This window comes from Acidovorax sp., from assembly GCF_046314175.1.
Taxonomy (GTDB): Bacteria; Pseudomonadota; Gammaproteobacteria; order Burkholderiales; family Burkholderiaceae_C; genus Acidovorax.
The window spans coordinates 1-24261 of record NZ_JBKBXG010000012.1 but is presented as its reverse complement, the minus strand read 5'-3'; the positions used below and the strand labels follow the sequence as shown (position 1 = coordinate 24261).

The following is a 24261-nucleotide window of genomic DNA, read 5'->3' as shown; positions in this document are numbered from 1 at the left end:
CTGCCCGGGGAGTGCAAGAGGGGTTGTTGCGGGTTGTGCATCGCAGCATTGTAACGAGGCATCTGCGTAGCGACTCTCCGCGTGACCGTCCGCGCAGTGCTCGTCGAAGCCAGGGCGCCACCCTCCCGTTCAGGCCTGTCGAAGCCTTGCGCTGATAGTGGTGCGTGCCTTTGTTGAAACCGGAGGCCGGGAGTCGCCCGGCATGCGAATAACTTTCTTTTGGTCGCAAAGAGAAAGTTACTGCGCCGCCGGGCGCACACCCCGGCCTCCACACTCGAAAAAAGACATGCAGATTACTACTAAAACAATAGCTGCTAGCGCTTTATAGATAAGCGCTAGCGGTCAATAACACCACAAATTCTCGTACTGAGGCCTCCCTCCATCCCCGAACCCTCTTAAATCCCAAACACCTTGAGTAGCGAATCCGCCACCCCCTCCAACCCCCTCCGCGCCCGCCCGCCCTTCACCTGCGTGTGCGGCATTTCCTCGTACACATAAAACCCGTCTGCTCCGTGAAAGCTGTCATTCAGCAACCCCTGCTTGCCCAGCAGATACGCGCCAAATGTATCGCTGCGCCGGGTGGTGTAGGCCAGGTTGGCGTTAAAGCCGATGGTGGCCGCCTGCTGGATGTTGCGGCCCTGGTCGGCGCGCTCCACGCGCACGCCACGGCAGCCCTGCACGATGAGCTGCGCCGGGCCATGGAACGCCAGGTAGCGCAGTTGCAGCGTCAGCCACGCATGCAGGCTGCCCAGCCGCCAGTGCGACGTGATGCGCACCGGCTCGCCCCGGCGCTGCAGCACGCCGACCAGGTTGTGTGGCTGCATGACCAGCGCGGCGCCTGGGGGCAGGTGCAGCATGCCGATTTCGCTGTGCGGGTCTTGCGTGGCCGAGATCACGTAGCGCGCCGTGGCCTGCGTGCGCACGCGGGTCAGCGCCACCATGCCCGATGCGAGGCTGGTGAACGGGTAGCGTTTGCTGAACAGCCAGCACGTGTCCTTGTCGCCCTGCACCGCAGTGCTTTGCAAGAACTCGGGGTGCACCAGCAGTTCATGGTCCGGGTCTACGCTCACCTCATGCGACACGGCTGAGGGGCCGGGCACCAGCGCCACCCCGCCCAGGGTGTGTGGCAGCAGCTGCACGGGCGGCCGGCGCTGTGCCAGGGGCGCCAGCACAAAGTACATCACCGCCTTGATGCCCAGCGGCGTGAGCACGATGCCCAGCAGAATCAGCAGCGCCGTGGGCACCACCTGCTGCACGGGCGCGGCAAGGCGGCTGGCCCAGTGCTGGGCCTGCTCGGTGATCAGCGCGGCCTGGCGGGCTTGCAGTGTGCGGAGCAACTCCTGCAGCGGCGCCTGGTGGGGCTCGAATTCACCCAGCGGTGCGGGGGTGGGTGCCGCCTGTTGCACCCGCACGCGCTGCGCAGCGTGGTCGGCAGCGGCGCGCTGGTTGGCGGCCAGCAGGGCGGCCTGTTGCTGGCGCAGGTCTTCGCATGCCGTGCGCTCGGGCGACGCCACGGGCAGGCGGCATTTGATGGGGTGGCTCTCCAGCAGCGCCTGGCGCGCGGCTTGCACGGCCTGCCATTGCGCATACAGCCGCTCGTGTTCCTGGCGCAGGCGTTCCAGGCCGGCGCGCTGCTGTTCGGCGCTCTGGGTGGCCTGCAGGCGCCAGCGCAGCTCTTGCACATAGGCGCGCTCTTGCTGCAGCAGCTGTATGTCCACGTCCAGGCGCATGGCCTGCAGATGGGCTTGAACAAAAGGCGTCCGTTCGGAGTCCAGCAGCACCACGCCCTTGAGGCCCTCGCGCGCCTGCTGCTTGCTGCGCAGGCGCTCGTCCAGGGTGTGGATACGCTCCGTCAGCACGGCCAGCGGGGCCGATGCCAGGCTGGCGGTGCGCTGGCGGCTGGCGGTGGTTTGTTCGTCAATGTGGCCCGACAGCGCGGCCTGCGCGGCCGTGAGCTGGGCTGCCTCGGTGCGCAGGTCTTGCCACGTGCGCCACTGCGCCCAGCCCCACTGCGCAAGCAGCAGCACGCAACAGATCAGCAAGAACGACAACAGGTGGCGCAGCACAAAACGGCCAAGGGCCGTGGCAAGGGCGATCAACGGGCTTCTCCAGCAAGGTGGGGTGGTAGTGGCCTGCCCCAACTTAACATGCAGACCGCCGTGCCGGTGTCAGCCTTGTCCCCCGGATCGCTGCATGGTGCACCGGGGGTGTCAGACCAGGGGCTTATTTACCCTTGGCCGCCTGGGTCTTGTTGTAGACCTCCATCACGGTTGCAAAGTCGCGTTCGAAGCTGATGGGCAAGAAGGTGTCATTGCCCGGCAGCAACTGGCGCAGTTTGGGCGAGAAGCTGTAGCTGTACGAGCATTTTTTCACGCGGTTTTGCAGGTCAGCCGACACGTCCTTGCCCATGGTCCAGGTTTCGGTCATGAAAGGCGGGCTTTCCCACAGCGTGCGGATGCTGGAGCCCTTCACGTCGCCCTTGAGCACCATGCGCTGGTACAGGTCGCTGGCCACGGCGGCAGCGGGGTAAAAGCCGTGCATCACGCCAGTCACAGAACGCTCGTGGCCGTTGGAGAACACCACTTCGTAGTTTTGGTCCGGCAGCAGTCCCAGCGCCGGGAACAGGGCGCGCGGCGCCAGGTTGCCGGAGTTGGACGTGGGCGTGGAATGCGCAATCTTCTTGCCGATCAGGTCCTTGGGTTTTGTAAAGGGGCTGTCCACCCGCGAGATCAGGATCAGCGTGTACGAGTTGCGTTTGCCGCTGGCCTTGTTGCCGGGCACGCTAAACGGTGCGGGCTGGCCAGCGCTCACCAACTGGGGCACCAGGCCAGGGTTGACCTGTGCCAGCTGCGCCTTGCCGGTAAGGATGTTGTCGATCAGTTCCTTTTCGCCCAGCACATCGATGTTGGTGCTCTTCTCCAGCGATTCGCCTTGCAGGTTCTGCAGATCGATGTTGCCGCAGCGTGCGAGATGGTTGAAGTAGTCGCCCCACAGCAGCATGGTTTCGCTTTTGGCATAGGTCTTGGGCATGGCCACCACCATCTTTTCGCGGGGGCTACTTGCAAAGCTCGTGGCGGCAGGGGCTGCGGCGGCGGTGCGGGCAGTTGCGCCCCGGTCGGTCTGTGCAGCTACCGGGCCCAGCATCAGAGCGGTGCCAGACAGCAGTGCGTAAAAGCGGGTATCGAATCGCATGGTGGTTTTCCCTCCAGTTGTGGGTGAAAGCGCGCACCGCGCGCAGGTCGTCGAGTATGCATGAACGTTTTGTGACAATCATCGCCTTGGCGACTCGTGCCGGTGGACGTTTTGTCAACCTTGCGCCGCCATTGCATGGACAAGCCCGCAGGGGACACGCGCGGGCCTGGTCCACACAATCCCAATCCATCGCAATGCCTACCGCTGTGAACAGCGTTTCCCATGTCGCAAAACACCCTGACCTTGCAATTGTTTTTCGAAGAGCCTATCAAGCTGAAGATCGCTCAGCTGACGTACCAGTACCTGTGCTCAGACAACACAGAACAGGCCCAACGCTGGGCCGACAAGCTGGGGGCCTCTGACCTGGAGGCCCTGTGGGACGCGCAATGGTTCAACACATCGGTATCTGCCGCTACCACGCACCTGCTGCTCCGGTTCGACACGGGTACGAGCGACCCACCACCCCTGCGCCAGATCGAAACCCTGTTCGCCCACGGCCTGCGGGCTGCGGTGCTGGAGATCTTCTACGACCAGGTGGGTGAAACCGAGCGCATGCACTTCGACCGGGGCCAGTGGGTGTCACGCAAGGCATTCATGGATGCCAACCCGCAGTGGCGCACGGTGGTGGAGCCCGCGCAGCAGGACAGCGAAGACAGTGAGGGTGCGGCGGATGACCCCTACGCCTGCTCCAAAGACCCGGCCAAACCCCTTGCCGTGGCCAAAATGCGCCAGCAGGAAGAAAAGCGCATGCGCGAGGCCCAGGAGGCGGCCGAGGCGTTTATCGACATGGCGCGGGCCATGGGCAAGAGCGGCAAATCGCCCATGCAGGGCCTGATTGCGGTGCTGCTGCTGCGCGCCGGGCTCAAGGGGCTGCTGCACGCGGTGGCATTCACGGTGGTCACCGTGCTGCTGTTCAAAGGCTTCTGGCTGTGGATGGGCCTGGGGCTGGTGCTGGCCGTGGCGCTGCCGCTGTACTACATCGTCACCGAGCACAAGGAGCTGCGCGGAGACGACGGAGACGATGACGCCAACCCGCCTGGCGACGATGGCCCCGCCACAGTGATGGCCCCCCAGTAAGTGAATTTAAGGAGAACAACAACATGCTGACGCAAATCGAATGGTGGGGTGGGGTGATCTTTGTGCTGGGGGCGCTGACCTACCGCATGGTCATGGGCGCGCTGGAAAGGCCAGCGGACGGCTTTCCCTGGTACCGGCTCATGATGCACGTGTTCTTTCTGGCCCCGGCCGCGCTGTTGGCGGGCTATTTTTACCCGCTCACGCAGCCCGCGCTGCAATATGGCTACCTGGCGCTGCTGGCCGTATCGCTGCTGGTGGTGGCCGTGATGCTGGTGCAGGAAATGACCGGCGATTCTGGACCAGGAGAGGAAGAAGGCGGCGACAAGGAAAAGGGGAAGGAAAAAGTGAAGGGGGGCGAGGCAGCCGAAACCGACGAGGACGAGGAGCCAGGCTGGCTGATGTCGGTGGTGGGCGCCATCGTGCTGTACAGCCCGGTACTCACGGCATGTGGCTTGGCCTGTACCAAAGCGTGGCCCATGGTGCAGAGCTTGACCTAGCGCATCCATCCAGCCCCGTCGGCGGCTGTTGGCCTGCCAATGGTGACAATCCTCGCCAGCCACTCGCCGATTTTTCGCGGGCCCGCTTTTGTCTGGCGTACCGGTCCTCGCCCTTCAACTTCCCTATCCATGCCTCTCGAATCCTTCGCTGATCTCTTGTCGATTTACATGCGCCGCATCCGCGCCAGCGCCTCGGGCGTGGCCACCGAAATCGGCCTGAGCCGCGAGGCGGTGAACAACTGGCGCAACGGCATCTCGGTGCCCAACCCCCGCTCACGCGACCGCGTGGTGGCCTGCACACGCTACCTGCGCCTGACAGAGAGCGAGGCCAACCGCCTGCTCAGTGCCGCAGGCTTCGCGCCTGAGTTTCCGCTGCAGGCCGAGTCGGTGGGCGCGCAGCCGTTTGCTGGGTTTCAGGACAAGGTGTTCGCCCAGCTTGCGCAGGCCGTGCCGTACCCCATCTCGCTGCTGCTGTCGCCCGCGCACTGGGGGCAGCCACCGTTCCGGCATGAGCTGCTGCAGCGCGCCCGCGCGCAGTACGGTGAAGGCTCGGTGCTGCACATTCAGCCGCCCTACAGCGTGAGCACCGTGCCTGCAGAATATTTCGCCGCCATCGCCCGCCAGTGTGGCCTGGGCGATGTGGCGTCGGACTATGAATTCGAGTCGGCGCTGGAGCGCCGCCTGCTGGCAGGCGAGCGCATTTTCTGCCTGGTCAGCCGCTTCGAACAAGGCACGCCCGCGCTGCGCGAAACCCTGGCGGGCATTTTGCGCAGCCTGAGCGAGATGCACAGCGGCCGGCTGCACCTTCTACTGTGCGGCGGCGAAGCGCTGGCCGACCTCAAGTACCGCAGCGGCGACCTCTCGCTGCTCAACATCGCACAGGTCCACCACTGGCCCGACCCGTCGCAGGGCGACCTGATGCAACTGGCCCGCCGCCGTTGGCCCGAGCACACCTGGACCGAACCCGTGGTGGCCGACTTGCAGGCGCTCAGCGGCGGCCACCCCGCGTTGTTTGAAGAAGGGCTGCAGTGGCTGGTAGACCAAGGTGTTGGCGATGGTTATGCGTCGTCTGCAGCGCTGCGCACGCACCTGGCCAGCAGCCCGCGCCTGTGGCAAACCTTTTTGCCTCTGGCGCAGGCGCCCGCCAGCCGCGCGCGCCTGCAGCAACTGCTGCAGGCCGACGACCTGGGCCGTGCACGGCCCTATCTGCAGGACGACGAACTGCGCAGCCTGTTCTGGGGCAACCTCATCCACATCCGCGGCACGGGCGATGCAGCGAGGCTGCACTGGCGCTGCGCCACCATTCGGGATGCAGGCTTGATGGTGCTCGAATCATGTTTGAGCGCTTAAGCCCCTTTTTCTCCAGGGCCGTGGTGCGCGCCGTGGTCATTGCGGTGGTCACGCTGTTCGTGGCCAGTGCGCTGTTCACGCCCCAGCTCAACCCGGTCACGCGCGGCTCGTTTCTGGCGTCGGTCAACGTAGGCCCGGTGTGGGGCGAGTTGGTGCAGTGGCGCGTCGCCATGATCGAGGCGCGCAACGAGCTGGATGGCTGGCCCAAGGACATCCACAAATACGCGCCGCCCATTGCCAACCCGCAGCTGCGCGTGACCTCCCCACGCCCCAACGTGCTGCAGGCCGACATTGCCCACAACCCCGAGCTGGGCAAGCTGGCAGGCACGCAGGTGGTGGTGGAGCTGAAACCTGGCACCCACACCTGGACGTGCCGCCCCGGCAACCCGCCTATTCCACCCGGCTATCTGCCCATCAACTGCCTGGAAGGCAGCACCGACGACTTTGAGCCCGCCAAGCCGACTGCTACTGCCGCCGATGCCGACCCGTTCGGCTGGCTGCGCTCGCTCATCCTGTGGTGCGGCGTGATCTTTGCCGTGGGCGCCGTGGTGTGGGTGGTGCGCCACCCCATGATCGGCGCTGGCCAACTGCGCCCCGCGCGCCTGCGCCGCACCCCGCTGGCGCGCCTGCCGCAGATCGACCGGCTGCTGCGCTGGCTGCGGCGGCTGGAACCCACGCTGCTGGCTGCCGACATCCGCATGGTGGACTGGCGCCGCGCTGTGCTGTGCGCGCAGGCCACCGGCGCCGACCACGCCCCGGCCCTCGCCCGCGCGCTGGCCGAGCGCGTGTCGGCCCGCTGCCAGCCCAGCACCGACTGGGCACTGCCCGGCCAGGTGTTTGAGTGGCAGTTTCCGCCCGACCTGCCGGTGTCGCTGGACCGCTGCATGGTGTTTGTGCCCACGGCGGGTATCGACGAAGCCACCGTGCTGCGCCAACTGCGCGCCGCACAGACCGGCAGCGATGTACTGCTCATCCTGAGCCCGCACAGCGTAGACACGCCCTGGCCGCTGCTGCACGCCCACGCCAGCGACCGCGCCAACCTGCATGTGATGGTCGACAGTGCCAGCCAGACCGAATGGCTGATCGGCGGCGATGCGCTGCAAGTGTTGCTGCGCCAACTGGCCGCGCAGTTGCGCATCACGCGCATCTCGCCCTACCAGACACGCGGCGGCGTCACGCGCGAAGGCGCCTTCTTTGGCCGCGCGCAGCTGCTGGCCCGCGTCATCAACCGCGAGCCCGCCAACTACCTCGTGGTGGGTGGGCGCCAGCTGGGCAAAAGCAGCCTGCTCAAGGCCGTGCAGCGCCGCATGCAGGGCCACCCGCACACCGTGTGCCACTACGTGTCGCTGCGCGACCACCGCCTGGCACCGCGCATGGCGCTGCAGTTTGGATTGCCTGCGGACACCCCGCTCGAAGCCATCGTGGACCACTTGCAGGCGCAGTACCAGGGCAAGCGCCTGGTGCTGCTGATCGACGAGGCTGACCTGTTCTTCCGCGACGAGTCGAACAACGGCTACGTGCAGCTGTCCACCCTGCGCGCGCTCAGCGAAGAGGGCCGCTGCTGGTTCATGCTGGCGGGCTTTTGGGACTTGTACGCCACGGCCGTGCTCGACTACCAGAGCCCCCTGCGCAATTTTGGCGAGGTGCTGGCCATCGGCGGGCTGGAGCGCACTGCCTGCCGCGAACTGGCCACCGAGCCGCTGCGCAAATTGCGCCTGGGCTTTGACAACGAAAAGCTCGTGGACCGCCTCATCTACGCCAGCGGCCAGCGCGCCAACCTGGTGGCCATCCTCTGCCAGGAATGCCTGGAAGCGCTGGCGCCCGGCGAACGTGTCATCGAAGCCCGCCACCTCACCCAGGCCCTGGCATCGCAGGCCGTGCAAGACGCCCTGGCCGGCTGGGGCCGCCTCAGCCACGACGACGCCGCTTGCCGCCTCGACCGCATCGTGGTCTACCACATCGCCCAGACCGGGCAGACCAGCCTGGTGGCCCTGGCCCAACTGCTGCACAGCCACGGCATCACAGCTGACGCGCAAGCGCTGCGCCAGTCATTGGCGCGCCTGCAGCTGGCCTACGTGCTGCGCAAACATGAGGCAGGCGAATACCGCTTTGCCATCCCGCTGCTGCAGGACCAGTTCGAGTCGGCTGAGGTGGAGCTGCTGTTGCACCAGGAGCTGGCGGTGCTGGCGCGCAGCGACGTGAAAAAATGAGTCAAATATGGCTCTAGCGCTTGATGGATAAGCGCTAGTAGCTATTATTTTGGTAGTCGTCGCAGCAACCATGCGGGACAGAACCATCCACCCGTGTCGCGGTGTGTCCGCTATGGCTCCGCCCAAGTCACGACCACCGCCCCGCGCTTGCGCCCCGTCTCTACAAAGGCGTGCGCTGCAGGCAGGTCGGCAAAGGGGTAGGTGCAGTCAATCACCGGCCGCAGCAAGCCCGTCAGCGCCAGTTCCATCAGCAACTGCAGGTCCTGCTCGCGCTCTGCCGCCGGGCCACCGATGCTGCGGCGCGTGCCGCGCGGGCGGGCCAGCAACTCCATCAGGCTGCCCGCCATCGACAGGTAGCGGCCGTGCTCGTTCAAGCGCGGCAGGCAGGCGGCAAAAGTGCTCGCGCCTACGGTGTCGGCAATCACGTCCCACCGTTGGTCGATCTGCGTGTAGTCCTGCTTGGTGTAGTCGATGACGGCGTGTGCGCCCAGCGACCGCACCAGTGCTACGTTGCCCGCGCTGCACACCCCCGTCACCAGCGCACCCCGGTGCAGCGCCAGCTGCACCATGGCGCTGCCCACTGCGCCCGATGCACCTATCACCAGCACCTTTTCGCCTGGCTGCACTTGCGCCTTGTTCAGGTAGTGCAGCGCCGCCATGCCCCCAAATGGCAGGCTGGCGGCCTTGGTAAACGACAGGCGTGCGGGCTTGTGCACCAGGGGTTTGGTGGTAGGCAGAACGCAGTACTCGGCGTGGCAGCCCATGGCGGCACCCGTCACACCCACCACGGCGTCGCCGGGCGCAAAGCCCTGCACATCACGGCCCACGGCCTCCACCACGCCGGCCACATCGGTGCCCAGCACCGGCTGGCGGGGCCGCGCCAGCCCAAACGCCAGCCGTCCCAGCAACGCAAAGCCACGCGGCAAGTTTTGCGTGCGAATGCGCACGTCGGCCGACGACACACTGGCGGCCACCACCCGCACCAGCACATCGCGCGGGCCGGGGACTGGACGGGGGCGCTTCTGCAGCGCCAGCACCTCGGTGCCCCCGTAGTCGCGGCACACCCAGGCCTGCATGGTGGTGGGCGCGTGGACGGCGGAGGGGTTCGCAAGGGTGTTGGAGGGCATAGGGGCTGGCAAGGTGATTGGAAGCAAGAAAGACAAGCAGATGAGGCGCGCGGGTGCGCGCAACCGCAGAGCGTAGGCAGCTGCGGGCCCTGCGCGCAACCCGACCTTGGGCGGGGTGCTGGCGCGCAGCCGATAAGCCTCAGAAATTGCCCGTTGGCCCTGGGCTTTTCGGAGCACTCCACCTCAACAAAATGAAGACCATTGAGGAAGTTTGAGTTTCAAGAAAAATTTGCCTCTAGCGCTTATCTGGTAAGCGCTAGTAGCTATCAATTAAGTAGTTATCCGATGAGCTCCATCAAGGCCGCTGCGCCATTACCAGCGCATACAGCGCCTGCGCTGCCACCGACAAGCTCTCGTCCCTTCGCCGCACCAGGTAGATCTGCCGCGTGAGCCCCGGCAGCGACAACGGCCGCGTAACCAGCCCCGGCTGCTCAAAGTGAAACAGCGTGAGCGCAGGCACCACGCTGATGCCCAGCCCCGCGCGCACCATGCCCATCACGGTGGCCAGCTGCTCCACCTCCATCAACGTGTGCATGGCCTGCGGGTGCAGGGCGGCCTCCAGGTACTGGCGCACGCTGCTGGTGCGCGCCAGGTGAATGAACGGCCAGGCGGCCAGGTCTTGCGCGGTGATGGCTTTGCGCCGGCGCGCCAGCGGGTGGTCGGCGGGGCACACCAGGTAGAAGTTGTCGCTGCAAAAGGGCTCGGCCTGCAGCGCGGGCGTGTCGGCGCGGATGGCGGCCAGCGCAAAGTCGGCATGGCCGCTGGCCACGCGGTCGATGCAGGGCTCGGACAGCACATCGGCAATGTCGATCTCGATGCCTGGGTGCGCCGCGCGGTACTGCGCCAGCACGCCCGGCAGCCAGCCCGCGGCCAGCGATGGCAGCAGCGCCACGGCCACGCGCCCGCGCTGCAAGGTGGCCGTGTCGCGCACGGCGGCCAGCGCCAGCGTGATTTCGGCGCGGATGCGGCGGGCTGATTCCAGAAAATTCTGCCCCTCGGGCGTCAGGTCCACATGGCGCGTGCTGCGGTCAAACAGGCGCAGGCCCAGGTCGTCCTCCAGCGCGCGAATCAACGCACTGAACGCGGGCTGCGACAGATGGCACAACACGGCGGCGCGGGTAAAGCTGCGCTGCTCGGCCAGCGCAATAAAGGCGTCGAGCTGGCGGCTGGAGAGGTGGTGGGCGCTCATCGGGTGCAAGGTGGTGGATGGGCATTCATCTGAATATCAGATGGATTGATCGTAACAATCGATTTCACAGAATACAGCAGCCTGCCTACAGTGAACGCAGGAGACAACAAACCCCATGGCGAACCACGCTGATAACAACCACCTTCTGGTCGGCTGCGCCGCAGGCTTTTCGGGCGACCGCACCGACGCTGCCTTGCCCGTGGTGCAGACGCTCATCGCCAGCGGCCAGCCCTCGGTGCTCATCTTTGAAACCCTAGCCGAGCGCACGCTGGCCCTGGCCCAACTGGCGCGCCGCACCGACCCCGATGCGGGCTACGAACCCCTGCTGGTCGATTTGCTGCAGCCTGTGCTGGCGCAGTGCCTGGCGCACGGCGTGCGCATCGTCAGCAACTTTGGCGCGGCCAACCCGCATGGCGCGGCCCGCCGCATCCACGCACTGGCGGCCGAACTGGGCCTGCGCCGCCCGCGTATTGCGGTGGTGCAGGGCGACGACCTGAGCGGCCCCGAGCACCGCGCGCTGCTGCAGGGCGCGCTGGGCAACGCCATGCCTACCGACCCCATCGTCAGCGCCAACGCCTACATCGGCGCGCAGGCCATCGCCGATGCGCTGCGTGCGGGCGCCGACATCGTGGTCTGCGGCCGTGTGGCCGACCCATCGCTGGTGCTGGGCCCGGCGCTTGCGCACTACGGGTGGGCGCTGGACGATTGGGACCGGCTGGCGCGCGCCACCATGGCGGGGCATCTGCTGGAATGTGGCGCACAGGTCACGGGCGGCTACTTTGCCGACCCCGGCTACAAGGACGTTCCGGGCCTGGCCCAGCTGGGTTACCCCATCGCAGAGATCGACGCCGACGGCCACTGCACCATCACCAAGCCACCGGGCACCGGTGGGCGCATCGACGAGCGCACGGTGAAGGAGCAACTGCTGTACGAACTGCACGACCCTTCGGCTTACCTCACGCCAGACGTAGTGGCCGACATCACCCAAACCCACGTGCAGTCCGTGGGCGCCGACGCAGTGCGGCTGGAAGGCGTGCGTGGCCACGCGCAGCCCGCCACGCTCAAGGTCAACGTATGTTTTGAATCGGGCTGGTTTGCCGAGGGCGAAATCTCCTACGCCGGCCCACGCGCCGAGGCCCGCGCCCGCCTGGCGGGCGAGGTGCTGCGCGAGCGTTTGGACGGCCTGGGCCCGCTGCGCATCGATTTGATCGGCGTGACCAGCATCTTTGGCGACGACACCAGCCGTTGGCTGGATGCGCCCGCCAACGGCAGCCACGACGCCCGCGATGTGCGCCTGCGTGTAGCCCTGCAGCACCGCGACCACGCCAGCGCCCAGCGCCTGCTGCGCGAGGTGACCGCGCTCTACACCTGCGGCCCCGCAGGCGGTGGTGGGGTACGAACCGCCATGCGGCCACGGCTGGGCACGGTGTCATGCCTGGTACCGCGCGATGCGGTGGCCGTGCGCTTTGAGATGGTTGATTGATGAGGAAACACGCACCATGAGTTCCGCAACTGCTTCCACGATCAACGTCCCTCTGTACCGCCTGGCCCACAGCCGCACCGGCGACAAAGGCAACCGCTCCAACATCAGCGTCATCGCCTGGCACCCCGCGCTGTGGGATGTGCTGGTCGACCAGGTCACCGAGGCCGCCGTGGCCCGCCAGTTCGCACTGCGCCAGCCGCGCCAGGTCACGCGCTACCTGCTGCCGCAACTGCAGGCCATGAACATCGTGCTGGACGATGTGCTGGATGGCGGCGTGAACGATTCGCTCAACCTCGACAGCCACGGCAAGGCGCTGAGCTACCTGTTGCTTGACTTGCCTATCAAGGTGCCCACCGCGTTGGCGCGGCATCTGGCTGGCCCACCCATTTCCGTTTCGCGTACCTCACCAACCATCTAACTAAACCAGGAGACAACATGACCCGTCCAACCACCCATCATTCATCCAACCGTCCCGCACGCCGCCATGTGCTGGCGACTGCCGCTGCTACGGTGCTGGGGCTCGGCGCCTTGCACAGCACCGCCGCGCTGGCCCAGGCCCCTGCGTATCCGACCAAGGCCATCACCTTCGTCGTACCCTTTGCCGCAGGCAGCGCCACCGACCAGCTGGCGCGCGCGCTGGGCCAGTCCATCACCAACGACACCAAGCAGCCGGTGGTCATCGACAACAAGGCGGGCGCCAGCGGCATGATCGCTGCAGCCGCCGTGGCCAAGGCCCCTGCAGATGGCTACACCGTGCTCATCACCACCAACACCACGCATGCGGCCAACGAGCATCTGTACAAGAAACTCTCGTACGACCCGGTGAAGGACTTTGCACCCCTGACCGGCCTGGGCAAGGGCGGGCAGGTGCTGGTGGTCAACGCCGCGTCTCCCCACAAAACCGTGGCCGACCTGGTGGCGTTTGCCAAAAAGAACCCGGGCAAGCTCAGCTTTGGCAGCGGCAGTTCATCCAGCCGCGTGGCGGGAGAAATGTTCAAGCAGATGGCGGGCGTCGAGATCCTGCATGTGCCGTACCGCAGCAACCCGTTCGCCATCACCGACCTGCTGGCAGGCCAGATCGACCTGATGATCACCGACACCTCCACCGGTGTGCCGCAAGTCAAGGCCGGCAAGCTGAACGCGCTGGGCTACTCCACCCAAAAGCGCAGCGCGCAACTGCCCGACGTGCCCACCATCGACGAAGCGGGCGTCAAGGGTTACGACATGGGCTACTGGTTTGCCGCCTATGCGCCCGCAGGCACCCCCGCGCCCGTGGTGGCGCGCCTGAATCAGCTGCTGGGTGCCGCCACGCAGAGCACTGTGGCCAAGAACTTCTTTGACAACGCGGGTTCCGAAGCCTGGCGCACCACGCCGGATGATCTGGCCAAGTTCCAGGCGGCTGAGACGGTGAAGTGGGGCAAGGTGATCAAGGCAGCGGGGATTGAGGCGGAGTAAATCTAAGGCCTGGTAGCGGCGGGGGGTAACACGCGCTGCGCCGGGTCTTCACTCCCTCTCCCCTCGTGGGAGAGGGCGGGGGAGAGGGGGCTCTTCTTCCGGGCGCCGCGCCCCGTGCTCCCCCCTCTCCCCAACCCTCTCCCACCAGGGGAGAGGGAGTGTTAGTGCGCCTTCAAAGTGTGGAGAAAATCAAGAGAAATAGGCCTCTACCGCATGATGGATAAGCGCTAGCAGCTATCAAATTGGTAGTAACTCAGCCGGGGCGAGCATCCCTCACCAAGGCACCCCTGCAAAGCGCTCCACCAAAAAATCCAGCAACGCCCGCACCGCAGGCGACAAGTGCCTGCGCGATGGGTACAGCGCATAGATCGTCATCACCGGCAAGTCCCACCCCGGCAACACGGCCTGCAACTCGCCACAGTGCAGGTAGGGGTTGACCAGATACGTCGGCTGCATCGCAACGCCGCCGCCCGCCAGCGCGGCGCGCATCAGCGTGGTGGCCTCGTTGGCGCTGAAATGGCCGCTCACTCCCACACGCTCCACCACATCGCCCTGCGTCAGCTGCCACACGCTTTTGCCAAAGTTGGCATAGCTCAGGCACCGGTGCTGCGCCAGGTCGGCGGGTTGCTGCGGCGTGCCGTGCGCGGCCAGGTAGGCGGGGGATGCCACCAGCACCGAATCACACCGCGCCAGCGGCCGGCCGATGAGCAGCGGGTCAGGCTCGGCGCTGATGCGGATGGCCAGGTCGATGCGCTTTTCCACCAGGTTCAGCGACCCCTCGCTCGCGTCCAGGTCAATCTTTAGCTGCGGGTGCAGCGCCAAAAAGTCCGCAATCGCCGCGCCCATCTGCGCAAACGCAAACGACACGCTGCAGGTGATGCGCAGCTGCCCGCGCAGTGCGCCCTCGGTGGTGGTGGCGGTTTCTTCCTCCAGGTCTTGGCTCAGCGCCAGCATCTGCTGGCAGCGGCGCAGTGCGTGCTCGCCCGCGTCGGTCAGGGTCACGCTGCGGGTGGTGCGCTGCAGCAGGCGCGCTTGCAGCCACTGCTCCATCTCGCCCACATAGCGCGTGACCATGGCGCGCGACATGTCGAGCTTGTCGGCGGTGGCGCTGAAGCTGCCGCTGGTGGCGACTTCGGCAAACACATGCATGGCGGTCAGGCGGTCCATAGGGTGAAAGTTTTGGGGTTATTTGATCGATTGATGAAACAAATATGCGCGGATTATCGGGTTTATTAGATCGTTTTGCGCAAATAAACTTCATTCTGTCATCAACACCAACCTCTCAAAACCCTGGAGAACTCACTATGTTCCGCACCACCCTCATCGCTGCCACCCTCGCCGTTGCCTTCACTGGCGCCCAGGCTGCTCAGCCCCTGCAAGTCAAGGTCTACAACGCCGACGGCAACAGCTTCAACGTCAACTCCACCCTGGTCTATGGCGAGAAAGAGGCCATGGTCATCGACGCTGGCTTTACCCGTGCCGACGCACTGCGCATTGCTGCCAACGTGCTCGACACCGGTAAAGAGCTCAAAACCATCTACGTGAGCCAGGCCGACCCCGACTACTACTTTGGCGTCGAAACCTTGAAAGAGATCTTCCCCAAGGCCGACGTGGTGACCACGCCCGCCGTGCTGGAGAAGATCAATGCCAAGCTGGCCACCAAGCTCTCGTTCTGGGGCCCCAAGATGGGCGCCAACGCACCGCGCACGCCTGTGCTGCCCAAGGCCATCAGCGGCAACACGCTGAGCGTGGACGGCCAGACGGTCGAGATCCGTGGCACCACCGGCCTGCTGGCGCACCGCCCGTATGCGTGGATTCCGTCGGTGAAGGCGGTGGTCGGCAACATCGGCGTGTTTGGCACCAACACCCACGTGTGGACGGCCGACACGCAAACGGTGGCCGAGCGCAGCGCCTGGGTGGCCCAGCTCGACGAAATGGCCGCCCTGCAGCCCACCGTGGTGGTGCCCGGCCACATGCCCGCCGGTGGCACGCTGGACGCTGCCAACATCAGCTACACCAAGGGCTACCTGCAGGCGTTTGAAAAGAACGCCGCCGCCACCAAGACCAGCGCCGAACTCATCGACGCCATGAAAAAGGCCTACCCCGCAGCGCCCATGGGCCTGTCGCTGGACATCGGCGCCAAGGTCAACAAGGGCGAGATGAAGTGGTAAGCCGCGGGTTGGCTCACCCCCATCCCACTGTTTGAAAGGAACCAGATCGTGACCACGCACCCGCTCCAACAAGTCCTGCAGCACCTGCACGCCGGGCGCTGGAACGCGGCGCACGATCTGGTGCAACACGACGGCTCCATGCTCGCCGCCTGGCTGCACGGCATCCTGCATGTGCAGGAAGGCGACCTGGAGGATGCACAGAGCCTGCTTCCGGTCTCCCAGGGGTCGCGCAGCGGTCTTTGCGGGATGGGATGCAAGGCGCGGTGTGCGGCCAATAGCTCGGCTATTGGCAATCGCCGCAACGCCGCAGACCGCCCGCAAAGACCACTGCCCGAAGGGTTGGAGCGAAATCGGGCGATTGAACGCCTCGGCTGCTTTCATGGGCACGAGCCCATGCTGCGCATCCGAAGCATCCACTCATCCCGATTGCGCTCCAACGCGACCCCTGCGAGACCGGAAGCAGGCTCTGCCAACTGGTACGACCGGGCCGCCCGCCACTTCCGCAGCCGGGGCTCGCTGGCCGAAGAGATTGCGGCGTTTGAAGCCGCACTGGCTGCGTCCGAAACCTCAGACCCTCAAGAAAGAACCTGACCCATGCCCAACGTCACCGTGACCTACCTGTTCGACCCCCTGTGCGGCTGGTGCTACGCCGCCGCGCCCGCGCTCAAGTTTCTGCAAGCGCAGGAGGGTGTCGATGTGGTGCTGGCCCCCACCGGTCTGTTTGCAGGCGCAGGCGCGCGGCCCATGGACGCGCAGTTTGCCGCCTACGCATGGTCCAACGACCAGCGCATCCAGCAGCTCACGGGCCAGCCCTTCACGCAGGCCTACCGCGACCGCATTCTGGGTGCCGCAGAAGGCCGTTTTGACTCAGGCCCCGCCACGCTTGCGCTGACTGCCGTGGCCCAGGCAGAGCCCGAGCGCGAGCTGGACGTATTGCACGCCCTGCAGCGCGCCCGCTACGTAGACGGCAGCGACACGGGCAATGCGCAAGTGCTGGCCGACGTGTTGACAGCCCTGGGCTTGGCAGATGCGGCGGCCAGGGTGGTGGCGCCTGACGCCGCACTGCATCACGCCGTGGCAGATCGCGTTGCCAAAGCCCAGGCCGCGCTGCGTGCCGTGGGTGCCCGGGGCGTGCCGCAACTGGTGGTGGCGGGGCAGGGTGGGGCACTGCGGCTGATCGGTGGCGATGCGCTGCTGGGGCCGCATGAGAACTTGCTGGCGCAGGTTGTAGCGGGCTGAGGGCGTTCGTCACACCCCACCCGTTCGGGCTGCGCTTGTCGAAGCCTTGCTCAGCCCTTGCACATCTTCAGCCCGTAAGAAACTGTGGGGCGCGCATTCCGCCGCTGATGTTCACGCGCGCTCAGGGTGCCTTGCTTGCCGGAATGTGCCGCTGAAAGAACCCCGCCACCTGCGCGTTGAACGTCTGGTGAAACGCTGCCCGGTCGAACCCCGCCGCATCGCGGCAAATCTCGGGCGCTGCCTCAGCCAGCGCGGGCGAGCAGGGCGCTAGAAACGCGTAGTGCTCTGCGTTCGCGGCCACATGCCAGTCGGGTGCACGGGGCAGGCCTGCGCGCAGCACCTCCACGCTCTGCAGCGTGACGCCACTGCCACCCAGTGCCGAGGCCCACAGCTGCACCGGCACGCTGACCTGCCCCAGCCCCTTGGCGTCAAACACACTCAAAGGGTCCACGATGACCGCCGCCTTGATGCGTGGGTCTGGCGCGGGGGTAGCGGGGATTTCGTTGCGCCGAATCTCGCCGCACAGGGGTCGCATGGTTAGTGGCGGGCACAGGTCCGGGCGCAGCGTCCAGTCCGGCTTGGCACCGATGGCCACCAGCCCCGTGTAGCCGCCGCGTGAATAGCCAAAAAAGCCCACCTTGCCCGCGTCCAGCTGCGCGCGTTGGGGCCAGGCGCCCAGCATGTAGTCCGTCAGCCGCCGCATGTCCACCGGCCGCGTGGCAAACGCCGACAGGTGGCCTTGGCGGCTCATATCCTGAAAGTTGTCGCCGGGGTGGTTGATGGCCGCCACCACATAGCCCGCATCGGCCAGCGCAGCCGCCGTGTCGTGGTGCCCCAGGGCCGATCCGCCTGCGCCGTGCGACACCACCACCAGCGGCAGGCCTTGCCCGGCAATGGCGCAGTCGCGCGTGCCTTGCAGCACCAGCGGCGCCAGGTCAATGCGGCCCGGCTGCGTGCTGCAGGGCGACCACACGGCGCCGCGCAGCGCGGGCCCGTCCTTGTCTGCGGGCACCTCAATGAATGCAAAGCCCGCCGCCTGGGCCAGGGTGGCGGCGCAGCTTAGCGCTGCGGCCGACAGCCAACGAATGCCCAGGCCGAAGCGTGAAGAAGAACGGGCACGAAGGCGCAAGCGATGCAGCGATGAAATAGTCATGGCGATGTAGTGACGCAGTTGGGAATCACAGAGGCTTTGCCCGCCGAGTGTGCCGCAGCTTGCGCACCAGGGCTTCACCGATCTTGCAAGCGTGCGGCACGCCCTGTGCCGGTCAGGGCTGGTGCTGGTGCTGCTGCACTAGTTACTGCCCAAACACCATCGCCTGGTGCGCAGAGATGCCTGCCAGCACCCCTTCAGCCGACGCCAGTGTGGCGTTGTGGCGCATCAATGTCAGGTCGCCAGCGGCATACACGCCCGGTACCGTGGTCATCTTGTTCGCATCGGTGCGGACGAACGGGCCCATGGGCCCATCGTCGAACGCGCAGCCCAACTGCTCGGCCAGCGGGCTGGATGGGCGCGTGGACGCCGCTACATACAGCGCATCGACTGGCACCACATGCGCATCGCCGCCGCCGCTGGCCTGCAGCCGCACGCCGTGCAGCGCCTGGCCCGGGCCTTCCAGGGCGGCGATGGGGGCTGGCTCCACGGCAATCCCCAGCGCCCGCAGCCGCTCGTGCTCGCTGGGCTCCAGCGTGGTCTCGCCATTCAAAAAGAGGGTGGTTGGCCCCCAGTCGGCAATCAGCTGCGCGTGCATGCCCGATGGCGGCGAGTGGTACAGCACACCCAGCCGCTGGCCCGCAAACTCATAGCCGTGGCAATACGGGCAGTGCAAAACCGATGCACCCCAGCGCTCGCGCAGGCCATCAATGTCGGGCAGGCCATCTGCCACACCAAAGGCCAGCACCAGCTTGTGGGCCTCCATGGTGGCCCCATCGTCCAGCACCACTTCAAAACCGCTCTCGGGTGACCCGGCGCGTTGCTGCGCCGTGGCAGACACCGCCGTGCCCTGCCGCAACGTCACTGTGGGGTAGGCCAGCAGCTTGCGCCGCGCCTGCTCGATCATCGCCAGCGGCGGCTCGCCGTCTTGCCCAAAAAAGCCGTGCGACGCTGCCGCAAACCGGTTGCGCGGCTGGCCTGCGTCCACCACACACACCCGCCGCCGGGCGCGCGCCAGCTGCATCGCGGCCGACAGGCCGGCAAAGCTGCCGCCAATCACGATCACGTCATACGCCGTTGTTCTGGGTGTCGGTGCTGCCGTTGGGGTCGTCTTCGTTGTCATCGTCGTCATGAGAAATCTCCTTGTGCGAATGGCCCCCGGCCACCATGCGTTGATGGAACTCGGCCGACAGCTGCGCCAGCGTCACCTCGCCCAGCCGTGCCAGCAGCACCTCTTCGGCCGCTTGATAAGCGTCAGACAGCGCGCGGTTCACCGCTTGCTCCACGATGCAGCCGGGGCTCTCCACCCTGTTGCCCACTGCCAGCAGCGTGGGCGCGCCCAGCGCTTCGTGGATGTCGCGCAGCGTGATGTCCGCCAGCGGGCACGACAGCACCCACCCGCCGCCATGCCCCTTGGCCGACGCCACAAACCCCGCATAGCGCAAGCCCGCCATCAGGCGGCGGACAACGACGGGATTGGTCTGCATGGCCTGCGCCAGCGATTCAGACGTGGCGGGGCCGTCCATCTCTGCCATGTGCAGCAGCGCGTGGAGGACGTTGGAAAGGCGGCTATCTCTTTTCATGCAACATTCAAAGTTGCGAGATGCTAGCATGATCCCAAAGGGAACGCTGGCGGACGATTGGGTAACTATTGAATTGATAGCTGCTAGCGCTTGTTGGATAAGCGCTAGAGGCCAATTTGTCTTTATTTCTGACTGATGTTATCCACCCTAACCGTTCGGGTTGAGCCTGTCGAAACCCTGCGCTGACCTGGCAAACCCGTTGGACAAACTCATCGCAACAGCGCAGTACCCACCGCGCGGACCACGCACCATGACCCATCCCACCAACGCCCCCTTCACCGACCCCGCCGCCGTCGCCCGCTACGCCGAAGGCCCCCGCCGCAACGTGCCCGGCTACGACAGCCTGCTGCGCATGTCCCGCATCCTGCTGGCCGAGCGCGTGCCCGCCGACGGCCGCGTGTTGGTGGTAGGCGCAGGCGGCGGGCTGGAGCTGGAAGACATGGCGCTGGCGCACCCCGGCTGGCGGTTTGACGGCGTGGACCCCAGCCAGCCCATGCTGGACCTGGCGGCGCAGCGGCTGCAGAGCGCGGGGGTGCCAGGCGACCGCGTGGCGCTGCACCACGGCTACGTGCAGAGCGCACCGGCCGGGCCGTTTGATGGCGCTACGTGCCTGCTGACTTTTCACTTTGTGCCGCGCGAGGAGCGCGTGCCCATGCTGGAGGAGATCCGGCGGCGGCTGAAGCCCGGCGCGCCGTTGGTGGTGGCACATCTGAGCGTGGCGGATGGTGCAGGCCCTGGCGGCCAAGGCGGGGCAGGGGAGCGCGATCTGTGGCTGTCGCGCTATGCCGCGTTTCAGGTGGCGTCCGGCGTGCCGCCGGAGCATGCGGCCAGGGCGCGGGAGAAGGTGGCTGCGGAACTGGCTGTGCTGACCCCGGAGGAGGACGAGGCGATTCTTCGCGAGGCCGGGTTCAGCGATGTGCGGATGTTCTACATGGGGTTTGCGTTCAGGGGTTGGGTGGGGCTGGCGTAGTGATGGCGGTTGTCGTGACGAGCAACAACAACCTCGCAGATGTGATCGTGGCCCAGGCGCTGGAGCGTGCGGGCCTGGCGGACTGGATGCCCGAAGGCGAAGGCAAGTGGTCCCTGCCCATCCAGTTCTTGCCCGACGATGCGGGTTGGATAGAGCTGATGCGCCTGTCGCCCGGCACGCAGCCGGGCCTGCACCGGCACACGGGCGAAGTGCACGCCCTGACGCTGGCGGGCGAGCGCCGCCTGAACGATGGCCGCGTGGTGCGGCCGGGCGACTACATCCACGAGCCCGCCGGCAATGTGGACTGGTGGGAGGCGACGGGCACCGAAGAGCTGCTGGTGCATGTGGTGGTCAAGGGCAGCGTGGAATACCTGGGGCCGCACCATGCGGTGCTGCAGCGGATCACTACGTCTGATCGGCGGGCGGATTACTACCGCTGGTGCGAAGCGGTGGGGGTGGTGCCGCGTGATCTTTGCTAGGGACCCAGTCGGGCGGGGCACGCTATGTAGCGCAGGCAAGCACATGTTCATCAGAAATGTGATTAAAACAGGATCTAGCGCTTGTTGGTAAAGCGCTAGCAGCTATAAAAATTAGAGCATATCCGTCACGCCCCACCACTGCGTGATGGCGGCCGGCTGGAACTGGGAGCCATAGCGTGGGCGCACCCCGGCTGCGGTTCGAAGGCGCGAACCCTAGCCAGCCGGTGCTGGACTCGGCGGCACAGTTGTTGGAGAGCGGGGGGGCAGACCGTATGGTGCTGCACCACGGTTGTATTGAAAACGCACCGGCCGGGCCGTTTGATGGCGCTATGTACCTGCTGACTTGTTAGTTTGTGCCGCGCTAGGAGCATATTTCCATCGCGCGGCCGGGGAGCGGGACTTGTGGCTGCAGCGCTATACCGCTTTTCAGATGGCGTCAGAGTTGGCGGACAAGGGAAGGGCCAAGGTTGCTGTCGAGTTGGCTGTTCTGACGCCCGAAGACGAGAAGCGATTCTTCGGGAGGCTGGGTTCCGCGATGTGGGAATGTCTTATATGGGGGTCGCGTTTAGGGAATGGCTATGTGAGAACTGCACTTGTTAATCTTCACGAGCAACACACGTGCTAGCGTTGCCCTTGCCCTGCTCTTTTTGCACACTCGATGACAATTTCTGCAGGACTGCGACTCCAATCGATTGCTCTTTTTTCTCGGTCCCACCAACTGTAGAGAACAACAAAAGCAAACGCTGCTCGCCTAGATTCATATGGGCCCAGAGGAACGCGTGATCGATGCGAGGCGGCATTTCGATATCGAATCAGTTCGGTAAGCATAAGCTGCACCCGCGCCGGAAAAATAGAAATCTTTCTTTCAGTTTGACCGATTTTATCTATCTTTGTTGTTAAAAATTTGTTGCTTTCAATAATCTGGCCTAGAGTTTTTCGAAGAATATGGAGCGACGCAACGCTATCAGGTTCTGAAGCGATCGCTTGGTTTATGTCGTTATAGAGGGTGGATAGATCTGGAGCATTCTCCTCCTTCTTGGGGAAATACGCCGCAGTTCGTGCATTTATTTCATCAACAAGCTGTCCGAGCGTTAATCCTTTGTTGAGTTGTTCTCGGAAAAATGTCTCAAATACTTGTGTGAGAACGTCTTCGCCGGCCAAACCCAGTGAGCTAATCGCTTCCGTAAAATTCGCCTCTGAAAAATTTCCCAATGCTTTATCAACGATTGGTCCCAAATGCTCTTGGCGGACAAGGTGTTCACGGACTAAGCCAAAAAGATCGAAGTACGGAGCAAATGCTTCCTCCTCAGGCGAAAATACGGGCATCAACTCAATATCTTGGATCTTCCCGAGTAGTTTTAGGAACTGCGCCATAGCTTCTAGTGGCTCGCGCGACCAAGAAATTAAAACAGTAGCACTCCCGTGAGCTGGACCGTTTAGCAGTATGAATGAGCCCGATTTAATTCGGGTAACAACATTCAGAACAGTTTTCGGCGAAAAAGACTGGTGACAAAGTTGCTTGTCGAAGAACTCAAGAGCTTCAGCGTACTTTTCTGCAATTGCACGAGTATCCACGAGATCTAGAACTGTTTGATCTTCGTCCGAGTCCGTTTCTGACGCATCCTGACTTTCTGCTTGCCCAGATGCCTGTTGTGCAAGAAATTGGAACAACGTCATCAGGAAGGTGATGCGGTCAAAAACTCTTGTGCGAATTTCCTCTTTCCATTCTTCCGTGACACGTAATTTCCGTTCACGTCTTCCTGTGCGGATTTGAATGACATCACGGCCATTAATTTCCTTTTCGATGTCATTCCATAGGTCAAATGATACGCCGCTATTGGAAACCCATTTGGCCGATAGCCGCCACAAGCCTACACGGACAGGGTCTTCAAGATATTCGAGGATATGCTTTGCCTCGTCTACTGTTACTTTTGACCGCTGACGACTTCGCATGCGATTAAAGCCGCTAAGTGCAAGAGATTTTGAACTGAGGATTCGCATGGATGTTGACACTGTGTCTCCTTTATTAATGCTCTTTCATGCAAGCAACTTGATGCACGTATGTTACAGACAATAACTTGTAGAAAGTTTCTCTACGTGCGGTCACACGCCTCAATGATGAATTGTGATCTTTGCGTATTTTTAGGTCAAAGTTCAGTCTTGCCCGGCCAAAGTAGACCGCATAGCATCCCTGTCAAGCACCCACCCCCATGAGGTGCTGCACAAAAACATGACAGGAGACAAGCCTTGCCATCCACCCGCTGGAGTCACTGCGGCACCGAAGACCTGAACGTCTTGCAGACCATCTTCTGGTCCGCAGGCGCGTCGCGCAATGCGTTGGCGCAGCGCCTGGCCTATTCCAAGAGCAAGGCCAACGCCATGGTGGCGGCGCTGCTCGATGAAGGCCTGCTCGACGAGGTGGGTTTGCAGGAATCCTCTGGCGGCCGACGGGCCGAAACCCTGCGTTTGAGCGAAACCCTGGGCGTGGTGATTGGCGCCGACCTGGGCGCCACCAGCATGCAAATAGCTGTGATGCGCCCCGACATGACGGTGCTGGCGCGGCACCGCGAGCCCATTGATGTGCGCCAGGGGCCGGGCGTGATCCTGGCGCGGGTGCGGGGGCTGATGCGCGAGCTGCTGGCGCGCTGCGGGCTGGCGCCCAACCAGGTGATTGCCATTGGCATGGGCGTGCCGGGGCCTGTGGATTTTGAAAGCGGGCAGCTCGTCAACCCGCCGCTGATGCCCGACTGGGACGGCTTTTCCATCCGCGACTACCTGCGCGAGGCGTTTGCTGCGCCGGTGTTTGTGGACAACGACGTGAACCTGATGGCGCTGGGCGAGATGTACCGGCTGCAGCGCAATTTGCCCAACTTCCTCGTCATCAAGGTGGGCACGGGCATTGGCTGCGGCATCGTGTGCCACGGGCAGGTGTACCGGGGTGCCAATGGCTCGGCGGGCGATGTGGGCCACATTTGTGTGGACCAGCACGGGCCGCGCTGCCACTGCGGCAATCAGGGTTGTGTGGAGGCGATGGCCGCAGCGCCCGCCATGGCGCGCATGGCCATGGAGGCCGCGCAGCGCGGCGAGAG

General features: G+C 64.7%; 22 protein-coding genes. 13 read left to right on the top strand and 9 right to left on the bottom strand.

The genetic code is table 11. The annotated features are described in order from the left end of the window. Window positions 1-395: 395 nt before the first annotated feature. Window positions 396-2099, bottom strand: coding sequence for a hypothetical protein (locus tag ACK4OE_RS05025; protein WP_409883465.1), 1704 nt, complete (start codon window positions 2097-2099; stop codon window positions 396-398). Window positions 2100-2223: 124 nt separating this feature from the next. Next, a complete protein-coding gene (locus tag ACK4OE_RS05020) occupies window positions 2224-3192 on the bottom strand; it encodes a PhnD/SsuA/transferrin family substrate-binding protein (protein ID WP_409883464.1) in 969 nt (322 codons plus the stop codon). Between the two features lie 222 nt (window positions 3193-3414). Between ACK4OE_RS05020 and ACK4OE_RS05015 the strand changes: the two genes are divergently transcribed. The 4 genes from ACK4OE_RS05015 (at window position 3415) to ACK4OE_RS05000 (ending at window position 8326) form a co-directional block, all read left to right on the top strand. Further along, window positions 3415-4269 (top strand): hypothetical protein, encoded by an 855-nt coding sequence (locus ACK4OE_RS05015; RefSeq protein ID WP_409883463.1) that lies wholly within the window; start codon window positions 3415-3417, stop codon window positions 4267-4269. A 23-nt stretch (window positions 4270-4292) separates the two neighbouring features. After that, entirely contained in the window at window positions 4293-4766 is a 474-nt protein-coding gene (locus ACK4OE_RS05010; protein WP_409883462.1) for a hypothetical protein, read from the top strand. Between the two features lie 129 nt (window positions 4767-4895). After that, window positions 4896-6116: a hypothetical protein gene (locus tag ACK4OE_RS05005; protein ID WP_409883461.1), complete on the top strand. Its 1221-nt coding sequence runs from the start codon at window positions 4896-4898 to the stop codon at window positions 6114-6116. Beyond that, entirely contained in the window at window positions 6101-8326 is a 2226-nt protein-coding gene (locus tag ACK4OE_RS05000; protein ID WP_409883459.1) for an ATP-binding protein, read from the top strand. The genes ACK4OE_RS05005 and ACK4OE_RS05000 overlap by 16 nt, the downstream gene beginning before the upstream one ends. Window positions 8327-8436: 110 nt before the next feature. Here ACK4OE_RS05000 and ACK4OE_RS04995 read toward each other — a convergent pair whose 3' ends face one another. Then, the gene (locus ACK4OE_RS04995) at window positions 8437-9453 is read right to left on the bottom strand and encodes an NAD(P)-dependent alcohol dehydrogenase (protein ID WP_409883457.1); all 1017 of its coding nucleotides are present in this window, start codon (window positions 9451-9453) and stop codon (window positions 8437-8439) included. 295 nt (window positions 9454-9748) lie between these two features. Next, window positions 9749-10642 carry a LysR family transcriptional regulator gene (locus ACK4OE_RS04990; protein ID WP_409883455.1) on the bottom strand — a complete coding sequence of 298 codons (894 nt, stop codon included), beginning with the start codon at window positions 10640-10642 and terminating at the stop codon, window positions 9749-9751. Window positions 10643-10757: 115 nt separating this feature from the next. Between ACK4OE_RS04990 and ACK4OE_RS04985 the strand changes: the two genes are divergently transcribed. Genes ACK4OE_RS04985 through ACK4OE_RS04975 form a run of 3 tightly spaced genes read left to right on the top strand, consistent with a single transcriptional unit; the run spans window position 10758 to window position 13580 of the window. Next, window positions 10758-12125 (top strand): acyclic terpene utilization AtuA family protein, encoded by a 1368-nt coding sequence (locus ACK4OE_RS04985; RefSeq protein WP_409883453.1) that lies wholly within the window; start codon window positions 10758-10760, stop codon window positions 12123-12125. Between the two features lie 16 nt (window positions 12126-12141). Beyond that, a complete protein-coding gene (locus tag ACK4OE_RS04980; protein WP_409883452.1) occupies window positions 12142-12543 on the top strand; it encodes a hypothetical protein in 402 nt (133 codons plus the stop codon). A 17-nt stretch (window positions 12544-12560) separates the two neighbouring features. Then, window positions 12561-13580 (top strand): Bug family tripartite tricarboxylate transporter substrate binding protein, encoded by a 1020-nt coding sequence (locus ACK4OE_RS04975; protein WP_409883451.1) that lies wholly within the window; start codon window positions 12561-12563, stop codon window positions 13578-13580. A gap of 273 nt (window positions 13581-13853) precedes the next feature. On the opposite strand, the gene ACK4OE_RS04970 is transcribed toward ACK4OE_RS04975, so the two are convergent. Continuing rightward, window positions 13854-14747 carry a LysR family transcriptional regulator gene (locus ACK4OE_RS04970; protein ID WP_409883450.1) on the bottom strand — a complete coding sequence of 298 codons (894 nt, stop codon included), beginning with the start codon at window positions 14745-14747 and terminating at the stop codon, window positions 13854-13856. 137 nt (window positions 14748-14884) lie between these two features. Between ACK4OE_RS04970 and ACK4OE_RS04965 the strand changes: the two genes are divergently transcribed. From ACK4OE_RS04965 to ACK4OE_RS04955, 3 genes are read left to right on the top strand one after another with little or no spacing between them, the layout of a single operon-like run. Then, window positions 14885-15751, top strand: coding sequence for an MBL fold metallo-hydrolase (locus ACK4OE_RS04965; protein ID WP_409883449.1), 867 nt, complete (start codon window positions 14885-14887; stop codon window positions 15749-15751). A gap of 48 nt (window positions 15752-15799) precedes the next feature. Further along, window positions 15800-16342 carry a hypothetical protein gene (locus ACK4OE_RS04960; protein WP_409883446.1) on the top strand — a complete coding sequence of 181 codons (543 nt, stop codon included), beginning with the start codon at window positions 15800-15802 and terminating at the stop codon, window positions 16340-16342. A 3-nt stretch (window positions 16343-16345) separates the two neighbouring features. Further along, on the top strand, window positions 16346-16990 hold the full coding sequence (locus tag ACK4OE_RS04955) for a DsbA family protein (protein WP_409883445.1): 645 nt from the start codon (window positions 16346-16348) through the stop codon (window positions 16988-16990). Between the two features lie 121 nt (window positions 16991-17111). On the opposite strand, the gene ACK4OE_RS04950 is transcribed toward ACK4OE_RS04955, so the two are convergent. From ACK4OE_RS04950 to ACK4OE_RS04940, 3 genes are all read right to left on the bottom strand, one after another. Beyond that, window positions 17112-18143 carry an alpha/beta hydrolase family protein gene (locus ACK4OE_RS04950; protein WP_409883444.1) on the bottom strand — a complete coding sequence of 344 codons (1032 nt, stop codon included), beginning with the start codon at window positions 18141-18143 and terminating at the stop codon, window positions 17112-17114. A 142-nt stretch (window positions 18144-18285) separates the two neighbouring features. Then, the gene (locus ACK4OE_RS04945; protein WP_409883443.1) at window positions 18286-19272 is read right to left on the bottom strand and encodes an NAD(P)/FAD-dependent oxidoreductase; all 987 of its coding nucleotides are present in this window, start codon (window positions 19270-19272) and stop codon (window positions 18286-18288) included. Beyond that, window positions 19208-19723, bottom strand: a complete 516-nt coding sequence (locus ACK4OE_RS04940; RefSeq protein WP_409883442.1) for an Rrf2 family transcriptional regulator — start codon at window positions 19721-19723, stop codon at window positions 19208-19210. Before ACK4OE_RS04940 ends, ACK4OE_RS04945 begins: the two co-directional genes overlap by 65 nt. A 250-nt stretch (window positions 19724-19973) precedes the next feature. Between ACK4OE_RS04940 and ACK4OE_RS04935 the strand changes: the two genes are divergently transcribed. Both ACK4OE_RS04935 and ACK4OE_RS04930 read left to right on the top strand, forming a co-directional pair. Then, entirely contained in the window at window positions 19974-20693 is a 720-nt protein-coding gene (locus ACK4OE_RS04935) for a class I SAM-dependent methyltransferase (protein ID WP_409883441.1), read from the top strand. Between the two features lie 14 nt (window positions 20694-20707). Next, a complete protein-coding gene (locus ACK4OE_RS04930) occupies window positions 20708-21172 on the top strand; it encodes a cupin domain-containing protein (RefSeq protein ID WP_409883440.1) in 465 nt (154 codons plus the stop codon). A gap of 621 nt (window positions 21173-21793) precedes the next feature. Here the strand turns inward: ACK4OE_RS04930 and ACK4OE_RS04925 are convergent. Then, on the bottom strand, window positions 21794-23185 hold the full coding sequence (locus ACK4OE_RS04925) for a hypothetical protein (RefSeq protein ID WP_409883438.1): 1392 nt from the start codon (window positions 23183-23185) through the stop codon (window positions 21794-21796). A 234-nt stretch (window positions 23186-23419) separates the two neighbouring features. Between ACK4OE_RS04925 and ACK4OE_RS04920 the strand changes: the two genes are divergently transcribed. Next, the coding region (locus ACK4OE_RS04920) for an ROK family transcriptional regulator (RefSeq protein ID WP_409883437.1) at window positions 23420-24261 on the top strand (842 nt) is incomplete at its 3' end.

Excerpts from the sequence above, each read along its gene's own strand:
- ACK4OE_RS05005 (WP_409883461.1), top strand. The coding sequence starts at position 4,896 with ATGCCTCTCGAATCCTTCGCTGATCTCTTGTCGATTTACATGCGCCGC.
- ACK4OE_RS04950 (WP_409883444.1), bottom strand. The coding sequence starts at position 18,143 with ATGACTATTTCATCGCTGCATCGCTTGCGCCTTCGTGCCCGTTCTTCT.
- ACK4OE_RS05010 (WP_409883462.1), top strand. The coding sequence starts at position 4,293 with ATGCTGACGCAAATCGAATGGTGGGGTGGGGTGATCTTTGTGCTGGGG.
- ACK4OE_RS05020 (WP_409883464.1), bottom strand. The coding sequence starts at position 3,192 with ATGCGATTCGATACCCGCTTTTACGCACTGCTGTCTGGCACCGCTCTG.
- ACK4OE_RS04980 (WP_409883452.1), top strand. The coding sequence starts at position 12,142 with ATGAGTTCCGCAACTGCTTCCACGATCAACGTCCCTCTGTACCGCCTG.
- ACK4OE_RS05015 (WP_409883463.1), top strand. The coding sequence starts at position 3,415 with ATGTCGCAAAACACCCTGACCTTGCAATTGTTTTTCGAAGAGCCTATC.
- ACK4OE_RS04975 (WP_409883451.1), top strand. The coding sequence starts at position 12,561 with ATGACCCGTCCAACCACCCATCATTCATCCAACCGTCCCGCACGCCGC.
- ACK4OE_RS04990 (WP_409883455.1), bottom strand. The coding sequence starts at position 10,642 with ATGAGCGCCCACCACCTCTCCAGCCGCCAGCTCGACGCCTTTATTGCG.
- ACK4OE_RS04965 (WP_409883449.1), top strand. The coding sequence starts at position 14,885 with ATGTTCCGCACCACCCTCATCGCTGCCACCCTCGCCGTTGCCTTCACT.
- ACK4OE_RS04935 (WP_409883441.1), top strand. The coding sequence starts at position 19,974 with ATGACCCATCCCACCAACGCCCCCTTCACCGACCCCGCCGCCGTCGCC.
- ACK4OE_RS04940 (WP_409883442.1), bottom strand. The coding sequence starts at position 19,723 with ATGAAAAGAGATAGCCGCCTTTCCAACGTCCTCCACGCGCTGCTGCAC.
- ACK4OE_RS04970 (WP_409883450.1), bottom strand. The coding sequence starts at position 14,747 with ATGGACCGCCTGACCGCCATGCATGTGTTTGCCGAAGTCGCCACCAGC.
- ACK4OE_RS04995 (WP_409883457.1), bottom strand. The coding sequence starts at position 9,453 with ATGCCCTCCAACACCCTTGCGAACCCCTCCGCCGTCCACGCGCCCACC.
- ACK4OE_RS04985 (WP_409883453.1), top strand. The coding sequence starts at position 10,758 with ATGGCGAACCACGCTGATAACAACCACCTTCTGGTCGGCTGCGCCGCA.
- ACK4OE_RS04945 (WP_409883443.1), bottom strand. The coding sequence starts at position 19,272 with ATGACGACGATGACAACGAAGACGACCCCAACGGCAGCACCGACACCC.
- ACK4OE_RS05000 (WP_409883459.1), top strand. The coding sequence starts at position 6,101 with ATGTTTGAGCGCTTAAGCCCCTTTTTCTCCAGGGCCGTGGTGCGCGCC.
- ACK4OE_RS04955 (WP_409883445.1), top strand. The coding sequence starts at position 16,346 with ATGCCCAACGTCACCGTGACCTACCTGTTCGACCCCCTGTGCGGCTGG.